This is a genomic window from Vibrio sp. 10N.261.51.C6, assembly GCF_041471785.1.
Classification (GTDB): Bacteria; Pseudomonadota; Gammaproteobacteria; order Enterobacterales; family Vibrionaceae; genus Vibrio; species Vibrio crassostreae_C.
Genome location: NZ_JBFRPB010000056.1, coordinates 78,383 through 95,620, shown reverse-complemented (window position 1 = coordinate 95,620; position 17,238 = coordinate 78,383). Strand labels below are relative to the sequence as shown.

The 17,238-nt window shown below is 45.5% G+C and carries 16 protein-coding genes; 8 read left to right on the top strand and 8 right to left on the bottom strand.

Annotated elements, in window-relative coordinates; all coding sequences use genetic code 11:
- Positions 1 to 106: 106 nt before the first annotated feature.
- Complete coding sequence (locus AB4375_RS15765) at positions 107 to 1,321, bottom strand: putative manganese transporter (RefSeq protein ID WP_372051966.1); 1,215 nt, start codon at positions 1,319 to 1,321, stop codon at positions 107 to 109.
- Between the two features lie 201 nt (positions 1,322 to 1,522).
- On the opposite strand from AB4375_RS15765, the gene AB4375_RS15760 reads away from it, so the two are divergent.
- Positions 1,523 to 2,428: a manganese-dependent inorganic pyrophosphatase gene (locus AB4375_RS15760; protein ID WP_017065328.1), complete on the top strand. Its 906-nt coding sequence runs from the start codon at positions 1,523 to 1,525 to the stop codon at positions 2,426 to 2,428.
- Positions 2,429 to 2,577: 149 nt separating this feature from the next.
- Positions 2,578 to 2,967: a DUF2750 domain-containing protein gene (locus AB4375_RS15755; RefSeq protein ID WP_004734596.1), complete on the top strand. Its 390-nt coding sequence runs from the start codon at positions 2,578 to 2,580 to the stop codon at positions 2,965 to 2,967.
- 98 nt (positions 2,968 to 3,065) lie between these two features.
- On the opposite strand, the gene AB4375_RS15750 is transcribed toward AB4375_RS15755, so the two are convergent.
- The 7 genes from AB4375_RS15750 to pspF all read right to left on the bottom strand — a co-directional run bounded on the left by AB4375_RS15750 (position 3,066) and on the right by pspF (position 10,245).
- Positions 3,066 to 3,845, bottom strand: a complete 780-nt coding sequence (locus AB4375_RS15750; RefSeq protein WP_029235328.1) for a DUF2927 domain-containing protein — start codon at positions 3,843 to 3,845, stop codon at positions 3,066 to 3,068.
- Between the two features lie 36 nt (positions 3,846 to 3,881).
- The gene (locus tag AB4375_RS15745) at positions 3,882 to 4,664 is read right to left on the bottom strand and encodes an ATP-binding cassette domain-containing protein (RefSeq protein WP_017060304.1); all 783 of its coding nucleotides are present in this window, start codon (positions 4,662 to 4,664) and stop codon (positions 3,882 to 3,884) included.
- Entirely contained in the window at positions 4,661 to 5,662 is a 1,002-nt protein-coding gene (locus AB4375_RS15740) for an oligopeptide/dipeptide ABC transporter ATP-binding protein (protein WP_017060305.1), read from the bottom strand. Before AB4375_RS15740 ends, AB4375_RS15745 begins: the two co-directional genes overlap by 4 nt.
- Positions 5,662 to 6,549: a putrescine export ABC transporter permease SapC gene (gene sapC / locus AB4375_RS15735; RefSeq protein ID WP_017065331.1), complete on the bottom strand. Its 888-nt coding sequence runs from the start codon at positions 6,547 to 6,549 to the stop codon at positions 5,662 to 5,664. The genes AB4375_RS15740 and sapC overlap by 1 nt, the downstream gene beginning before the upstream one ends.
- Positions 6,536 to 7,498 carry an ABC transporter permease subunit gene (locus tag AB4375_RS15730; RefSeq protein WP_017068066.1) on the bottom strand — a complete coding sequence of 321 codons (963 nt, stop codon included), beginning with the start codon at positions 7,496 to 7,498 and terminating at the stop codon, positions 6,536 to 6,538. The genes sapC and AB4375_RS15730 overlap by 14 nt, the downstream gene beginning before the upstream one ends.
- On the bottom strand, positions 7,498 to 9,120 hold the full coding sequence (sapA, locus tag AB4375_RS15725; RefSeq protein WP_017060308.1) for an ABC transporter substrate-binding protein SapA: 1,623 nt from the start codon (positions 9,118 to 9,120) through the stop codon (positions 7,498 to 7,500). The genes AB4375_RS15730 and sapA overlap by 1 nt, the downstream gene beginning before the upstream one ends.
- Positions 9,121 to 9,222: 102 nt before the next feature.
- The gene (gene pspF / locus AB4375_RS15720) at positions 9,223 to 10,245 is read right to left on the bottom strand and encodes a phage shock protein operon transcriptional activator (protein ID WP_017060309.1); all 1,023 of its coding nucleotides are present in this window, start codon (positions 10,243 to 10,245) and stop codon (positions 9,223 to 9,225) included.
- A gap of 273 nt (positions 10,246 to 10,518) precedes the next feature.
- Between pspF and pspA the strand changes: the two genes are divergently transcribed.
- The 6 genes from pspA (at position 10,519) to AB4375_RS15690 (ending at position 17,200) form a co-directional block, all read left to right on the top strand.
- Entirely contained in the window at positions 10,519 to 11,190 is a 672-nt protein-coding gene (pspA, locus tag AB4375_RS15715) for a phage shock protein PspA (RefSeq protein WP_010440091.1), read from the top strand.
- 14 nt (positions 11,191 to 11,204) lie between these two features.
- Positions 11,205 to 11,438, top strand: coding sequence for an envelope stress response membrane protein PspB (pspB, locus tag AB4375_RS15710; RefSeq protein WP_004734605.1), 234 nt, complete (start codon positions 11,205 to 11,207; stop codon positions 11,436 to 11,438).
- Entirely contained in the window at positions 11,431 to 11,817 is a 387-nt protein-coding gene (gene pspC, locus AB4375_RS15705; protein ID WP_017065334.1) for an envelope stress response membrane protein PspC, read from the top strand. Before pspB ends, pspC begins: the two co-directional genes overlap by 8 nt.
- Before the next feature lie 158 nt (positions 11,818 to 11,975).
- On the top strand, positions 11,976 to 13,010 hold the full coding sequence (locus tag AB4375_RS15700; protein ID WP_029235327.1) for an efflux RND transporter periplasmic adaptor subunit: 1,035 nt from the start codon (positions 11,976 to 11,978) through the stop codon (positions 13,008 to 13,010).
- 1 nt (position 13,011) lies between these two features.
- A complete protein-coding gene (locus tag AB4375_RS15695; RefSeq protein ID WP_017068064.1) occupies positions 13,012 to 14,097 on the top strand; it encodes an efflux RND transporter periplasmic adaptor subunit in 1,086 nt (361 codons plus the stop codon).
- Positions 14,090 to 17,200, top strand: coding sequence for an efflux RND transporter permease subunit (locus tag AB4375_RS15690; protein ID WP_017068063.1), 3,111 nt, complete (start codon positions 14,090 to 14,092; stop codon positions 17,198 to 17,200). Before AB4375_RS15695 ends, AB4375_RS15690 begins: the two co-directional genes overlap by 8 nt.
- The last annotated feature ends 38 nt before the right edge of the window (positions 17,201 to 17,238 follow it).

The following is a 17,238-nucleotide window of genomic DNA, read 5'->3' as shown; positions in this document are numbered from 1 at the left end:
GGTGTTCATGGCACGCTTACTGTGGAAAGACTTAAGCAGGCGGAAACAAAAAGGCCGATACAAAGTACCGACCTTACAGAAGCCTATGGAGTTAACTCTACTCAAGTTAGATCTCAAATATAAACCAGTAGCTATAAGCACAGATTAGTGCGGGCACACTAGAGTATAAGGTCGCGACCAGTGCCGCTTTGGGAGCCATCGCAATCGCAGGGAATAGCGCGTCACCATCATTTGAAATTGCGTTACCTACCTGAGCCGAAAGTGGCAGGGCGTCTGAAAGGTATAAGCTAGTGACCAATAATTGCGGTCCACAGCCCGGTAGCAAACCCATCAACACGCCAGCCAGGGGGAGCATGATGCCCCAGCTTGAGAATAGCGTCGCAAAATCAACATTTGCTATCACAGAGCCAAATTCAAAGAAAAGAAAGGCAACCACCACCCAAGCGGTGACAAAGTTTGTATCTTGAGCGGTCTTTTGCAATGGGTGAGAGCCAATACACTTTTCGTCCTCACTCATGGCTGATTTGTAATCCTCAATTTCACGGGTTAGCCCCCACAGAAACATCGAGCTGATCAGCAAAACTGTCCCCGCCCATTCCATCGACATTTCAGGCAAAGCGAGCAGCTCGTTCACATCGACTTGAAAAGAGCCAAGTAGGGCAACGGCAGCACCCGGAATAATCAGTACAGACCACAGGTAACCTTGCAGGTTTATCGCTTTTTTAGAGACCGATTCTTTGTCTTGGGATTGAGATGAGCAACTGCGAACGGCTTCATTTTGCTCAGCCTGTTTTGGACGTAAGAAGTCATCGGCATGGAATAGGTTAATGATTCGACCTGAAGCAGTACCCACAATCACGCCCATCGCCATCATGGCTAAACCTGTCTTAGGCTCGCTCGCTATGAGCAGGAACGCCGCGTCACCCATGGTTGAGACGAGCACCGCAACTACCGCACCAAATCCGAGTTTTCCCGAGATAAATTGTGTGGTTACCACTATCGCACCGCCACAGCCGGGCAACGCGCCCATGAGAGCCGCGAATACCACTTGGTTTGAACGAGATTGATGGACGAGCTTATTGAAGACGTTATCTTTGTTTATGTACAGACTTAACCAGTGGTAAATAGCCAAGGTTAAAGCAACATAACAAGACACTGCCCAAAACGCGTCTGACAAAGTAGTCACCGTCAGCTCTCGTGTAGCTGGGGCTGCAACCAAAGCTGCAAGTGAGACAGGCAAAAGCAGGTGCTTAAATGACAGTGAAAACTGAGTTGTTTTCGCAGCACTACTGCTTGGCAAAAAAGAGATTAGTCGATCCATAGGTGTTACTCAAAATTAGTGGCTTAAGATAAATATATACGAATGATAATAATTATCAATTGCATTTGTTGTTTTTTTATCTATTGTTACTATTGGCTAAACCCACGAAACATGACCAATCTAAAAAAATGAGGTAAAGTATGGCTAATAAAGAGAGGCTCTAAAGGTAGAGTCATAATTGTTAGTGTAATAGGAAGAAACATGATTTTAGTTGTTGGTCACAAAAACCCTGATAGTGACAGTATTTGTAGTGCGTTAGTTGCAACTGAGCTTCTTAAGGCTCGTGGCGAGGAAGCGACACCAATTCGCCAAGGCGAGATCAACCGCGAAACTCAACACATTCTAGAAGTCGCTGGTGCTGAAAAGCCAGAGCTTCGTACTTCTGTTGCTGGTGAGAAAATCTGGCTAGTAGACTACTCAGATCTAGCACAAGCACCAGATGATGTTGCTGATGCAGAGATCGTAGGTATTGTTGATCACCACCGTCTAGGCGACGTGATGACAGTAAACCCAATGGAAGCTTGGATCTGGCCTGTTGGTTGTACAAACACTGTACTTTTCAACATGTTCAAGATTGAAGGTCACGCAATCTCTCAACAAATCGCTAAACTAATGATGTCTGCAATTCTTTCAGACACAGTTGGTTTCGCTTCTCCAACATGTACTCAAAAAGACAAAGACGCGGTTGCTGAGCTTGCTGAAATTGCTGGCGTAACTGACGTTGATGCATTCATCAAAGCGCTTCTAATCGCAAAAACAAACATCGAAGGCCTATCTGCTGCACAGCTAGTAGAAAAAGACCTTAAAGGCTACCCATTCAACGGTCGTGATGTTGTTGTTGGTCAAGTTGAACTTGCGACTCTTGAGCAAGTAGACGGCATGATCGAGGCGCTAGAAGCTGATCTTGAAGAGCGTTGTGAGAAAGACGGTCTAGCGTTCGCTGCGGTAATGCTAACAGATATCACTACTGCTCAAACTCGTCTTCTATACAAAGGTGAGTGGGCTGAGAAATTGGTTAAGCACGAGAAAGGCGGCGTATTAATGATGGAAAATACACTAAGCCGTAAGAAGCAAGGCTGGCCTTGGCTACAAGGTGAGCTTGTTTAATCAAGTCGCTTAATATTAAACGCCTGCTTATTTAGCAGGCGTTTTTCTTTGAAGTAGACTTTCTTCTTCATCGATAATGTTTGAAGTTAACAACACTCGGCATAAAATAGCTTTAAGAGCAAAGTTACTGACTAAAGTAGGAAATTAAGATGACTACACAGCTAGACGATAAAAAAATCGCTGAAATCAACAAGTATACGGGCGAGCAACGCCTGAAATACTGTGTGAAAGAAATCGTAGCAAACCGTGAAGTATGGATCTTAACCGATGAACACGGTTGTGTAATGCTGAACACAGAAGATGAAGATTGTGTTCCAGTATGGCCAAACCAAGAGTTCGCAGAATCATGGGCAACGGGTGATTGGTCTGAGTGTAAAGCTGAGTCTATTTCGTTGAACAAATGGCACAGTCGCTGGACGAACGGTCTAGAAGACGACGAACTTGCTGTTGTAGTATTCCCGAACGAGCAAGAAGAAGGCGTTATCTTGTTCCCGGATGAGTTCGACTTCGAATTGAAAAAGCAGGCAGCTAAGCGCTAGTTCTTTCGTAATACAGTAACATCGTAAGTCAGCGTTGCCCTTCTTAGGCAGCGCTATCATTCAATTATCCCATCTAAGTTACTTCCAACGTATATTCGTCAATACCCAATCAACTGATACAAAGGCGCTTGCTGTGCGGCTTTAGAAGCTTGCTGAAGCACACCTGTTTTGCTGTATCTCTTGAGTATCTTTCGAACGATAGGTTTTACTTCAGATTTTGTCATTCCAGCTTTCAATTCTGGTTCATACAGCAATTGCAGTAGCACTACGTCTAACGGCGATAATAAGTCTTCTGGCGTGTGGTCGTTGAAAATAGAAGGGTAGGCTTTATCTGAATCATTCGGCAGGCCTAGAACTTGTGTGATCTCTTCCACGATACAGGCGACCAGCTTACCTCGCGATCTTGCCTGATCAACCGGGATTACAATCCCAGCGTATACAATCTCGCCTTTAGAATTGGTTCTATAGCCCGCCGTGCAGATGGCGCTATTTAAATGTTGAGTTGATTTGAGCTTGAGCACCGATTTCGCCTCAGATACCCACTGGCTCTGCCTTGTGTATATCCATTTAACGTTCGCTTCGGACTCTTTACTGACGATTGTTATTGGATGTTGGGTGACTTCAGATAAGTGTTTGATATGAAGCTCTGTGATCTCTTGATGCAGTTCCTCATCGCCCACTCGATGATCGATCCAAATCTTGATCGGTTGTTTCCACTTGGCGAGCGGTTTGTTGCCTTGGGAGTATTCGTGTTGAAGCGCGACGTTATAAAAGGCAGTTTCGACGAAGCTTCTATCTAGCCATGTGAGCGGTGTGCTTGTCGCGTTAAAGGACAACAGCACCAACAAGAGGGGAAGCATTGAAGCTGTTCGATACATACTTTTCCCCTCTGCTAAATGTAGCGTGATTCCCGGTTAGTGGTTCGGCGCTTTGGAGAAATGGCTCTCAACCAATCTTTGGGTGATTTGGTGAGTTGGATTGGTTAGCACTTGATCTGTTTCCCCACTCTCAACCACATTGCCTTCATGCATGACAATAATCTTGTCGGTAATGTGCTTAACAATACCGAGGTGTTGAGATACGTAAACGAACGACACGCCCATCTCTTCTTGCAGCTCTAAGAACAAGTTAATAATTTGAGAGCGCATTGCCATGTCCAAACCATTTAACGCTTCATCAGCGACAATGATGGATGGCTGAAGTATCAAGGCACGAGCCAAACAAACCCTCTGTTTCTGGCCCGCAGCAAGCATCTGAGGGTAGAAGTAAGCATGTTCCGGAAGGAGACCAACGCGTAATAACGTGTCTTTCACGCGGCGCATACGGGCTTCTGGTGGCATGTTGGTATTTCGCTTCAATGGGCCTTCAAGAATTCGACCGATCTGAATGCGTGGATTAAGTGATGTATTCGGATCTTGGAAGATCATTCGAATCAGCTTGCAACGAGTTGAATAGTCTTTGTGTTCTAGCTTTTCGCCGTTCACGCGGATCTCGCCCGCAGTCGGTTCAACCATGCCTGCGAGCATTCTCGCTAATGTTGATTTCCCAGAGCCATTCTGACCGATAAAACCAATCGTCTGGCCTGCTTCAAGGGAAAAGCTTACCGGCTTCACCGCCTGATGAATCTTCTTACGGAAAAGACCAGAGCGAGTCGTAAAGTCTTTAGATAGATCACTGACTTCTAATAATGCACTCATGATTTCTTTTTCTTCTCCATATTCAGAGGGAAGTGACAGTTGAACTTATGGTTCTTGATACGTTTCGTATGTGGGATCTCGACACACTGCCTTTGTGCGTATGGGCAGCGAGGCCCTAATCGACAACCAATAGGAAGATGTTGCAGCGGTGGAATTGACCCCGGCAAAGACTGGAGCTTCTCCTTGTGGGGAATCCAGTCGTTAAAGTCTGGCATCGCTTTTAACAAAGCAACGGTGTACGGGTGCTTTGGTGCATCCAACAGCTTCGGTGTATCAGCGGATTCTACCGATTGACCACAGTACATCACGGTAATGCGAGTCGCCCATTGGGTAATGGTGGTTAAGTCATGGCCGATCAACACGATGGTGGTGTTATTGATCTGGTTCATACGACTCAAAAGACGCAATATTTGAGACTGTGTAATTGGGTCTAAATCGTTGGTTGGCTCGTCAGCAATCAAGACTTTTGGCTTGGCAGCGATCGCCATTGCGATCATGACTTTTTGACACTCACCATCTGTCAGCTCATAAGAGTAACTGTCCATTAGGCGAGAGTGGTCTTTGATGCCGACTTTGTGTAGTAATGCGATCGCTTGCTTCTTACGCCACTTAAATCGTTGCCACCAACGACCTTCAAACGAATGGGAAGGGATCGCTTCAACGAGCTGGTTACCTACTTTTTCAGAAGGGTCAAGACACGTTGATGGCTCTTGGAAGATCATTGCGATATCGCGGGCGATCACTCGGCGTCTTTCTTTCGGCGTCAGTTGCAGTAGGTCGATATTACCTAAGCGCATTCGGTCTGCAGAAACCTTCCAGTTTTCTTTACATACTCCGACGATCGCTTTTGCAACCAAACTCTTACCTGAGCCTGATTCACCTACTAAGCCACGAATTTCCCCTTCATTGAGGGTAATACTCATTCGATCTACGGCTTTAACCATCCCTTGAGGGGTCTCAATCTCGATGGTTAGATGTCGAATATCAAGTAACGGCATTATTCGATTCCTGCATTTAGCGCTTGGCGAACACCTTCACCGACGAGGTTAATCACGATAACTGTAAACATAATAGCTAAGCCGGGTAGGGTAACTGTCCATGGCGCAAGGTAAATCAACTCGACCGAATCACCCAAGATGGAGCCCCATTCGGTACTCGGTGCTTGAGCGCCAAGCCCTAGGAAACCTAAAGCCGTGATATCAAGAATTGCGACTGACAGTGCCAGCGTAACTTCAAGAGCGATCACGGTAAGGATGTTCGGAAGGATTGAGTTCCATAGCAGGTAAAAATCGTTCGCACCATCAAGGCGAGAAGCCAGAATATAGTCTTTTTCTACTTCAGCATGCACGGCAATGTACACCGAGCGTATAAAGCGCGGGATCAGTGCCAAGCACAAGGCGAGCAAGATATTAAACTCCCCAAAGCCAAGGAATGCCACGAAGATAATCGCCAGCAGAAGAGATGGAATCGACATAACAGTATCAAGCAGGTGGTTTAGCGTGCTTGATAGTAAACCGCGCGTCATACCAGCAAGTACGCCAATCAGACAACCAATGACGGCTGCGATAAAGGTAATCACCACCGCGGCGCCGAAGGTTAACTGAGAGCCAATTATTAGGCGAGAGAGAATATCTCTGCCTAAGTCATCCGTACCCAAAAAGTATTCTACCGTTCCCGCAGGATCCCAAGAGGGCGGCGTTAATAGGTGACCGGTTTGTTCTTGTGCATCATGCGGGGCTAGCCACGGTGAAGTGACGGTGACCAGAATGATAAGCACCAAACACCACAAGCCAAACATAGCTAGATTATTGCTGCGGAAGCTGCGCCAGAAACGTTCGAACTGGGTTGGAATCTGTTCTTCTTGGTAGACGTTATTTGTTAGCATACCATTCCTTCCTTACCAGTGGATTGATCATCGCGCCCAGTAGATCGGACAGAATATTAGCGGTCAAAACTAAGGTAGCCACCACAATTACACCAGCTTGAATTGAAACGTAATCTTGATTCGATAAGGCATCCAATAACCAGCGGCCAATGCCCGGCCAGTTAAAGATAGACTCGGTAACAATAGCAAGCGTTAACATACTCGATAGCTGAACACCGACCTTAGGAATAATCGGAGGTATCGCGTTTCTTAGCACGTGCTGCGTGATGATCTCTCTAGTGGAAAGACCTTTAATTCGCGCAGCGCGGATGTAGTTTTGCGTCATTACTTCAGCCACTGACGCTCTCATCAATCGGATGACCTGAGTCGTTGGCGCCAGTGCTAAAACAAGACAAGGCAACGCCATGTGCTCGATAACACTTTGTAGTGCGTTCGCACGGTAGCGACCCTCGGCAAAAAAGGCGTCAATCATCGCGAATCCAGTCACGTGTTCAATCTCGTAAAGTAGGTCGTATCGGCCACCAACTGGGAACATTTCAAAGTGCAGTGAAAACACCATGATCATCAGCAACGCGACCCAAAATATAGGCGCAGAGTAACCGGCCATTGAGGTGAACGATATGGTGGTATCAATAAATTTACCTTGTCTCATACCAGCAATGGTGCCGAAAGGGATACCGATGATGAGTGCCAACACAAAGGCAAAGAAGCACAGCTCTAGCGTTGCAGGGAACACCAGGACCAACTCATCGATGATAGGCACACCGTGTTTGCTTAGGCCAAAGTTTAGCGTCGATAATTCAGTGATATAGCTAATCCAACCGGGCCAAAAATCTTGAATTGCCCAAGGTGAGGTTTGGTCTAATCGAAGCAGGGAAAAACCTACCAAGGTCAGAATTCCTAGCGTAATAACGAATAAGTTTACACGTCTTAATGTATACCAAAACATTACTGCACCTCTCTTCTGACTTGATCAAAAGGTTGGGCATTGAAAGGACTTGCTTTAAAGCCTGTTAGCGAACGATCGTGCACGCGAAATTGCACGCCATGAGCTAAAGGAATCACAGGAACTTCTTCATTGAGAATGTTTTGGGCTTGTCGGTACAAGTTCACACGGTGCCTTTGTTGATTGATCTCTAATGCTAAGTCGAGAAGGAAATCAAAGTCTGAATTACACCACATCGAGACGTTTAACCCTGCACGCTCAGAGCTGCATGAGAGCAGCGGACGTAAGAAGTTGTCCGGGTCACCGGTATTGCCTATCCAGCCTGTAAGCAACAAGTCTGTTGAGGAAATAGAGGACAACTGTGTGCGGTCAAATCGGTCGTCGGTATAGAGTTTCAATTCAATACCAATATCGGCTAAGTTTGCTTGGATAAGTTCTGCCGTTTTTCTTGGACTTGGATTGTATGCGCGTGGCTCTAGTGGTACCCACATTGAAAGCTCTAACCCAGGTTCAACGCCAGCTTCTTTGAGAAGCGCAACCGCATAGTTTCGGTCGTAGCGAACTTGAACGCTGTCTTTTTGGTGAGCCCAAGAAGTCGGAGGAAGCAAGGTGTAGGCTTTGGTTCCTGTACCGTAATACACAGAATCAAGAATGTTCTGACGATTGATGGCTAAGTTGAGCGCTTTACGAACTCGAGAGTCACGCAGTGCAGGGTGCTCAGTATTCAGCGCGATGAAAGAGACATTAACCGCCGGAGTAGCAGAAATCTTCAACTCTTCATGAGCCTGAATAATAGGGATTTGGCTAGAAATTGGTGAGTTGAGCACGTCACACTCACTACGCAGAAGCTTGGCAAGTGTGCCTGTTCCACGTTGCGAAGTATCGAACACAACTTGGTCCATTTGTACTTCACCTTTCCAGTAGTGCTTGTTCTTTTTCAAGCGCACTAGGTCGTTGATTTGGTATTCATCCAAGTAGAAAGGGCCAGTGCCGACTGGATTGGAATCGATTCGATTTTTCTCATCCGCTGCAATGAGCTGATTGGCATACTCTTTAGAGTGAATGACCGCATAGCTGGTGGCGATGTTATTGAGAAATGAATTGTCTGGGCGACTTAATTGGAATTTCACTGTTAGGTCGTCAACCGCGGTGATATCGACAATCAGGGTCTTGAAGTCGATTCCGGCAAACCACGGGTATAGGCCGCCACCCACATAATGAAATGGGTTTGAACTATCAATGACACGTTCAAAGCTAAACACCACATCTTGTGCATTCATGCTACGAGTAGGGGTGAACCAGTCTGTCGTTTGGAACGCAACATTTGGGCGCAGTTTGAACGTGTACTCTGTACCTGATTTATCAACAGACCAACTTGTCGCCAAGTTCTGTTTTGGTCGGTACGTCATCGGATCAAGAGTGAGCAGTGTATCGAAAATTTGAGGACTCAGCGATTCTGCGGTAATGCCACTATCAACCAGCTGTGGGTTGAAGGTACTAGGATTACCTTGGCCGCAATAAATGAAGCCTTTTTCACGGATTTGCTCGTGATTCACACTCTCACCACATCCAGCGAGAAAGCTCAGCGTACAGATGCTCAGTGATAGTCTTATTAGTGCTTTCATAAAAAGAAATACTTTTCGAAACGAGGCGTTAGAGGAGCCTCAAGATCCGGACAATTTAACATTTTATTTATTCGGCTCCAAATAATAATCAAGCGTGGACAGCTATTTATCGTTAGCTTGTCCGACAATCGCGTACTTCCTCACCATTCCACGTAATTGGTTGTAGGTTAACCCAAGTAATTCTGCGGCTTGTTTCTGGTTATATTTGCTCTGTTTGAGGGCTTGGTTGAGTAGCTTGATGTCTTGTTGTTCTTGCCATGCTTTGTAATCAAGCGGCAAAGAAAACAAGCTCTCTGATGAAGTATGGCTGTTAGACGGCTCATTGCCAGTTTCCGGAGAGGAATCTTGCTCTGTTTTCCATGCGGGTTTAAATGGGTTAAACACCAAATATTCAATAGGATATGGATCTTTTCCGTGCTGATAGATAGCTCGCTCAATGACGTTTTTGAGTTCTCGTACATTCCCTGGCCAAGAATAATCCAAAAGCGATTCAACGGCAGAGGGGGCAAAGCCAACAAACAACTCCAATTCCAATTCACGACACATCTTAATGGCGTAATATTCTGCCAGTAGCATGATGTCTTCTTTTCGCTCACGCAAAGGAGGGATAGTAATGACGTCAAACGCCAGTCTATCTAATAGGTCTGCTCGGAATTCGCCCTTTAATGCCATGTCTGGTAAGTCGGCATTGGTTGCACACACCAGTCTGACATTGGCACTTAGCGCCTTTTGCCCACCGACACGTTCATATTGCCCGTATTCAATAACGCGCAGTAGTTTCTCTTGAACCGCAAGGGGAGTGGTCGCCAGCTCATCCAGAAACAGCGTTCCGCCTTCTGCTCTTTCAAAACGACCTTGATGACGCCCTTTCGAACCCGTAAAGGATCCCGATTCATGACCAAACAGTTCTGAATCAATCAAACCTTCACTTAAGGTTGAGCAGTTCAATGAGATCAAAGGTTGATCCCAACGTCTTGAAAGGTAATGCAGTCTTTGTGCGATCAACTCTTTACCTGTGCCACGTTCGCCAATGATCAGAATAGGTCTTTCGATTGGAGCCAGCTGAGAAACTTTATCTAAAACAGAGAGAAAGCTAGGTGATTCACCAATGAGGTTCTGCTGCATAGCGGGTCCTTGTATGAATTAATCGCTGGAGAGGTCATGTAAGAGCCATAGTGGTGAAAAATACCAATACTTGGCTAAATTCATCATAGCATGGTTCGAGTTAATCACCATTTTATTGTAAGTAACTGATAATAAATGGCTTAAAAGTTGGCACGCTACTTGGATTATTTATGGTAGGTTTAACAACAAACGTAAATTTTTGAGCAAGTGGATTGATAGAGTCGCACAACGATTTGAAACGCATTTGCCATCATTGTAATTAAGGAGTTCCTCATGGGTATTTTTTCTCGCTTTGCAGACATTGTAAATTCAAACATCAGTGCACTATTAGATAAGGCTGAAGATCCAGAAAAGATGATTCGTCTTATTATCCAAGAAATGGAAGACACCTTAGTTGAAGTTCGTACCAACTCAGCAAAAGCAATTGCTGACAAGAAAGAGCTAGCGCGTAAAGTAGAAGCTATCGAAACACAGATTCTAGATTGGCAAAATAAAGCGACACTTGCCCTGACCAAACAACGCGAAGATTTGGCGAGAGCGGCGCTAATCGAAAAGCAAAAACTGGAAGACATCATCAAGAGCCTTCACACCGAACAAACCTTGGTTCATGAAACCATCGAAAAATTGACGAGTGAAATTGGTAAACTTGAAACAAAGATCGCAGAAACTCGTGCAAAGCAACAAGCATTAATGATTCGTAACAATGCGGCAAGCAACCGTCGTGATGTTCAAAAACACCTGCACTCAAGCAAAACCAACGAAGCAATGGCGAAGTTTGAGCAATTCTCGCGTAAAGTGGATGAATTAGAAGCTGAAGCGGACGTTTACGCTAAGACTGGCAACGCAAAATCTTTAGACCAAGAGTTTGCCGAGCTACAAGCTCAAGATGAAATCGAAAAAGAGCTAGCGAAACTGAAGCAACAAGTTGAAAACCGCGATAAATAATCTAGGAGTTGTCTATGTCAACATTTCTAATTGCAGGTCCACTGATTGTCTTTTTAATCTTCGTGGCACCGCTATGGTTATTCTTACATTACCGCAGCAAGAAGAAATCCAGCAATGGTCTTTCTGAAACGGATCTTCAACGTCTGCATAAGCTTTCTGCGCAAGCCGAATCCATGCAAGACCGAGTGAAAACGCTAGAAAAAATACTGGATGCGGAGTCGCCTAACTGGAGACGAAACTATGAGTAGAGAACTGTATCGCGACACGATTAACGGCAAATTGTCTGGTGTGTGTGCAGGGTTAGCGAACTATTTTGGCCTTGAAGTGTGGTTGGTTCGCATCTTAGTTATCTCAGCAGCACTGCTTGGTGGTAGTTTTCTGGTGTTATTAGCGTATTTAGCTTTGACATTTATGCTTGAAAAACAACCACCTCAGTATGTCGACCAAATGAAGGCGAAACAAGAGCATACGCTGAAGCAAAAGCCTTGGGAAAAAGGGCAAACTGCAGAGTCGCTATTGAACACTTTAGAGGGTGATTTCCAGAAGTTAGAGACCAGTGTCCGCAACATGGAAGCTTATGTCACCTCAGACACGTTTAAAGTGAATCGTGAATTTAAGAACATGTAGTGGTAAAACCTAAAAAGGATTAGATAACGGTTTAGGGAAATTTATTCCAAGCCGTTATTTTTTTTAATAATTTTCTCTAAATAAATCTTACGCTGACTGGTAAGTTACATGTGATTAATCTATGTTATAAAAATATTTATAGATATGGATGATCACCAATGTATAGAGCCTCCCTTGTCCTATTGACTGCCTTAGCTGGGTTGTCTGGGTGTGGTAAGGAGCTTCCTCCCGTGCCTGAACCTGAGTCCAGACCCGCCAAACTCTTCACTGTCTCCGTCGGTAATAATGCCTTTGAGCGTAATTTCCCTGCTACCACAGAAGCTGGTGACAGAGCGGTACTCGCATTCCGTGTTCCTGGGTTATTGCAGAGCATCGATGTGACCGCTGGGCAGCACGTGTCTAAAGGCGACGAGCTTGCTAAGTTAAATCCCGATGAATATCAACTACTCGAGAAGCAAGCAAAAGCGAATTTTCAGCTAGCCGATGTTCAATATCAACGTGCGATCAAACTTCGTAAAGATCGTGTGGTATCAGAGCAAGATTTCGACCAAGCGAAAGCGAACCACAATTCAGCTCGCGCGGTGCTTAATCAAGCTAACGCGAATCTTCGCTACACCACTTTGGTTGCGCCGTATGATGGCACTATTTCCATTATCCCTGCAGAAAACCATGAATATATTGCCGCCAAAGTGGGCGTCATGAATATTCAGACCAATCAAATTCTTAAAGTCGTTTTCTTATTACCCGATCAGCTTATTACGCGCTTTTCTTCTGGGTTTGAAACCGATGCAACCATGGTATTTGATGCGTTTCCTGAAAATTCCTATGTACTGACATTCCAAGAAGTCGATACGGAAGCCGACCCTAAAACGGGTTCGTACAAGGTGACCATGGTGATGGAAAGGCCGACAGATGTGGGCATTTTACCAGGTATGTCTGGTACGGTGAATTTGGTGTCGGCACAAGCTGCTGCAACCAAAATTCCGACTGCTGCAATGATGACCGATGGCGATGATGTTTCGGTGTGGCGTGTAAACAGTGACGGAATTGTAGAGAAAGTCGCGATCGTGATTGATGAAAAGCGTCACATTGTCTCTGGCTTAAACGATGGAGACCGCATCGTAACCTCTGGTGTTAATGGCCTTGAATCCGGCATTAAAGTTCGAGAGTGGATCAAGGAAAGGGGGCTATAACATGAGTGCATTTAAACTAGCGACAGGATTGTCATGTTTAGCTTTGCTGACCGCGTGTGGAGAAAAACCACAAGTCGAAGTCGATAATACGCCATTAGTGAAAGCGATTGAGATTTCAGTATTAGATTTTAACGACAAATTGTATTTCCCTGCCGTTGCCAATGCGGCGGAAAAAGCACATCTGAGTTTTCGTGTGGCGGGTGAGATATATAGGCTAGATGTCAAAGAGGGTGAACGAGTTGAAGCTGGAGATGTGATTGCTGAGCTTGATCCAACGGACTATCGATTAGACGTCGATAATGCGCAAGCTCGATATACCGTAGTGAATAGCCAATTCAGGCGTTCAAAACCTCTTGTGAAAAAGGGCTTACTCGCGAAGTCTCAGTTTGATGAGATTGCCGCTCAACGTCAGATCGCATACGCCGAGTTAGAACTGGCGAAGCTACGTCTATCTTTCACGATGTTAAAAGCACCTGTTGATGGGATTATTTCCCGAGTGAGTGTCGATCAATTTGAGAACATTCAAGTGGGTCAGCAGATTGTGAATATTCATAGCGTGGAAGATGTCGAGGTCGTTATTCAGCTTCCTGATCAAATTTACGTTAACCAACCAAGCGAAACTATTCTAGAAAATGTTACCGCACTCGTGCGAGTTCCGAGCGGTAATGAATACCCAGCGGGAATTAAAGAGTTCACCACAGAACCCGACCCAAGTACTGGTACCTTCACGGTAACCTTGGCGTTGCCTATGCCTGAAGACGACTTAATTCTTGATGGTATGGCTGTTGATGTTACTTCACATGGTCGAGATATTGGCTTAGAACTGAAAGCAGGTGTTTTGGTGCCGATTGAGGCGGTATTCAATGCTGACGGCGATGAACTGACTCGCAAGAACTCATTTGTTTGGGTCATTAATGACGACAATACAGTTTCAAAGCAGAAAGTGGTATTAGGCAAAGCCAACCAGAAAACGTTGCAAATAATCAAAGGATTAGAGATGGGGCAACATATAGTTGTAGCGGGCGTATCGCGATTGCGTGATGGGATGACAGTGGAAGTATTATCTCAGGAGGCGAACAATGAGTGAAGCAAATAACAAGCCCCAGAATGACGCTCAGCAGGGGGATGACCAGATCACGGGTGTAGCGGCTTACTTTATTCGCAATAAAGTCATCAGTTGGATGCTCTCGTTGATCTTCCTGATTGGTGGCGTTTCTGCCTTCTTTGGTTTGGGGCGTCTAGAAGACCCGGCCTTTACCATCAAAGATGCCATGGTTGTCACCTCTTACCCAGGTGCGACACCTCAGCAAGTAGAAGAGGAAGTAACCTATCCATTAGAGAAAGCGATTCAACAGCTTACCTATGTCGACGAAGTGAACTCTATTTCAAGCCGTGGCCTGTCTCAGGTAACGGTAACGATGAAGAATAACTATGGTCCGGACGATCTTCCGCAAATTTGGGATGAACTTCGCCGAAAAGTGAATGATCTTAAGGTTGAACTGCCACCTGGGGTCAATGATCCTCAAGTCATTGATGACTTCGGTGACGTTTACGGGATCTTGCTTGCGGTGACGGGTGATGGTTATAGCTACAAAGAGCTGCTGGATTACATTGATTATCTAAGGCGAGAGCTGGAGTTGGTTGATGGGGTTAGTAAGGTCTCTGTTTCTGGTCAACAACAAGAGCAAGTATTCATTGAGATATCGATGAAGCGGATAAGCTCCTTAGGTCTGTCTCCAAGCACGGTATTTAATCTTTTATCGACTCAAAATATTGTATCAAGTGCGGGTGCGGTAAGAATTGGCGACGAATACATTCGAATTCATCCAACGGGTGAGTTCCAGAATGTTGAGCAGCTTGGCGATTTAATTCTGACAGAAGGTGGTGCTCAAGGTCTCATCTATTTAAAAGATGTGGCGAATGTAACTCGTGGTTATGTTGAAGTGCCAAGTAACATCATTGGTTATAACGGCAAGCTCGCACTTAACCTTGGTGTCTCTTTTGCGCAAGGCGTGAACGTAGTAGCGGTTGGTGAAGCGTTTGATCGAAGATTGGCCGAGCTAAAGTATCAACAACCCGTCGGCATCGACATCTCCGAGGTTTATAACCAACCTAAAGAGGTAGACAAGTCGGTAAGCGGATTTGTGGTGAGTTTAGGGCAGGCGGTTGCGATCGTAATCGTGGTGTTACTGTTCTTCATGGGACTAAGATCGGGCCTATTGATTGGTTTGATACTGCTATTGACCGTATTCGGTACATTCATTTTCATGCAGTACTTCAAGATCGACCTACAACGTATTTCACTGGGCGCGTTGGTTATCGCCTTGGGGATGCTGGTGGATAATGCCATTGTGGTGGTGGAAGGGATATTGATCGGCACGCAGAAGGGGCGAACCCGGATGCAGGCCGCCACCGATATCGTAACCCAAACCAAATGGCCGCTGCTTGGTGCGACGGTTATTGCGGTGACTGCGTTTGCTCCAATTGGTTTATCTGAAGACTCAACAGGCGAATACTGTGGCACCTTGTTCACGGTGCTACTGATCTCCTTGATGCTGAGTTGGTTTACTGCCATCTCGCTCACGCCGTTCTTTGCCGACATGTTCTTTAAAGGTCAGAAGGTCGATCCAGATAACGAAGGTAAGGACCCATACAACGGGATGGTTTTTGTTATCTACAAAAACTTCCTTGAGTTCTGTATGAAGCGTGCTTGGTTAACCATGTTTGTTCTGATTATTGGTTTAGGCGCGAGTGTGTACGGTTTTGGTTTCGTTAAGCAAGCCTTCTTCCCGTCTTCAACCACACCTATGTTCCAAGTGGATGTGTGGATGCCAGAAGGTACCGATATTCGAGCGACCAATACCAAGCTTAAAGTGCTTGAGAGTTGGCTAGCTGAGCAGGACGAAGTTGAACATATCACGACAACCGCGGGTAAAGGCCTGCAACGTTTCATGCTGACTTATGCGCCAGAGAAAAGTTATAGCGCTTACGGCGAGATAACGGTTCGTGTGAAAAGTTATGAAGTACTTGAAGGGCTAATGAAACGCTTCCGTGAACATGTAAATGGTCAGTTCCCAGAGATTGACTACAAGCTTAAACAGATCGAATTAGGTCCTGGTGGCGGTGCGAAAATTGAAGCGCGAATTGTGGGTTCTGATCCAACGGTTTTACGTTCAATCGCTGCACAAGTGATGGACATCATGCGTGCTGATGAAGGCGCATTTAACGTTCGTCACGATTGGCGTGAAAGAACTAAGGTATTAGAGCCTCAGTTCAATGAAAGCCAAGCGCGTCGTTATGGTATTACTAAATCTGACGTTGACGATTTCCTAGCAATGTCTTTCTCTGGTAAGTCGATTGGTGTGTATCGTGATGGTACAACGTTAATGCCGATTGTGGCTCGTTTGCCTGAAGACGAGCGTGTCGATATTCGTAACATCGAAGGCATGAAGATCTGGAGCCCAGCATTAAGTGAGTACATCCCACTTCAACAAGTAACGTTAGGTTACGAGCTAGAATGGGAAGATCCACTGATCATCCGTAAGAACCGTAAGCGTATGCTAACGGTAATGGCGGATCCTGATCTATTGGGTGAAGAGACGGCCTCAACTCTACAGAAACGCTTACAACCACAGATTGAAGCGATTGAGATGCCTCCGGGTTACTCATTGGAATGGGGGGGTGAATATGAGTCGTCAGCAGATGCACAGGCGTCACTGTTCACAACCATGCCTCTGGGTTACTTGTTCATGTTCTTAATCACTGTGTTCTTGTTTAACTCGGTGAAAGAGCCTCTGATCGTTTGGTTAACGGTTCCATTGGCGTTGATAGGGGTGACGACAGGCTTGCTAGCCTTGAATACACCATTCGGCTTTATGGCGCTGTTGGGCTTCTTGAGTCTATCTGGGATGCTTCTGAAGAACGGTATCGTACTACTTGATCAAATTGAGATTGAGATGAAATCTGGTAAAGATCCGTATGTAGCGGTTGTTGATGCGGCTCTGAGTCGTGTTCGCCCGGTATGTATGGCGGCGATTACCACCATTCTAGGTATGATCCCTCTACTACCGGATATCTTCTTCAAACCAATGGCAGTAACCATCATGTTTGGTTTAGGCTTTGCGACTGTACTCACGCTAATCGTAGTGCCTGTGCTGTATCGTTTGTTCCATAAAATTGAAGTGGCTTAACGTCAACTGACCTTTGAAATAATGCCCCTAATTGGGGC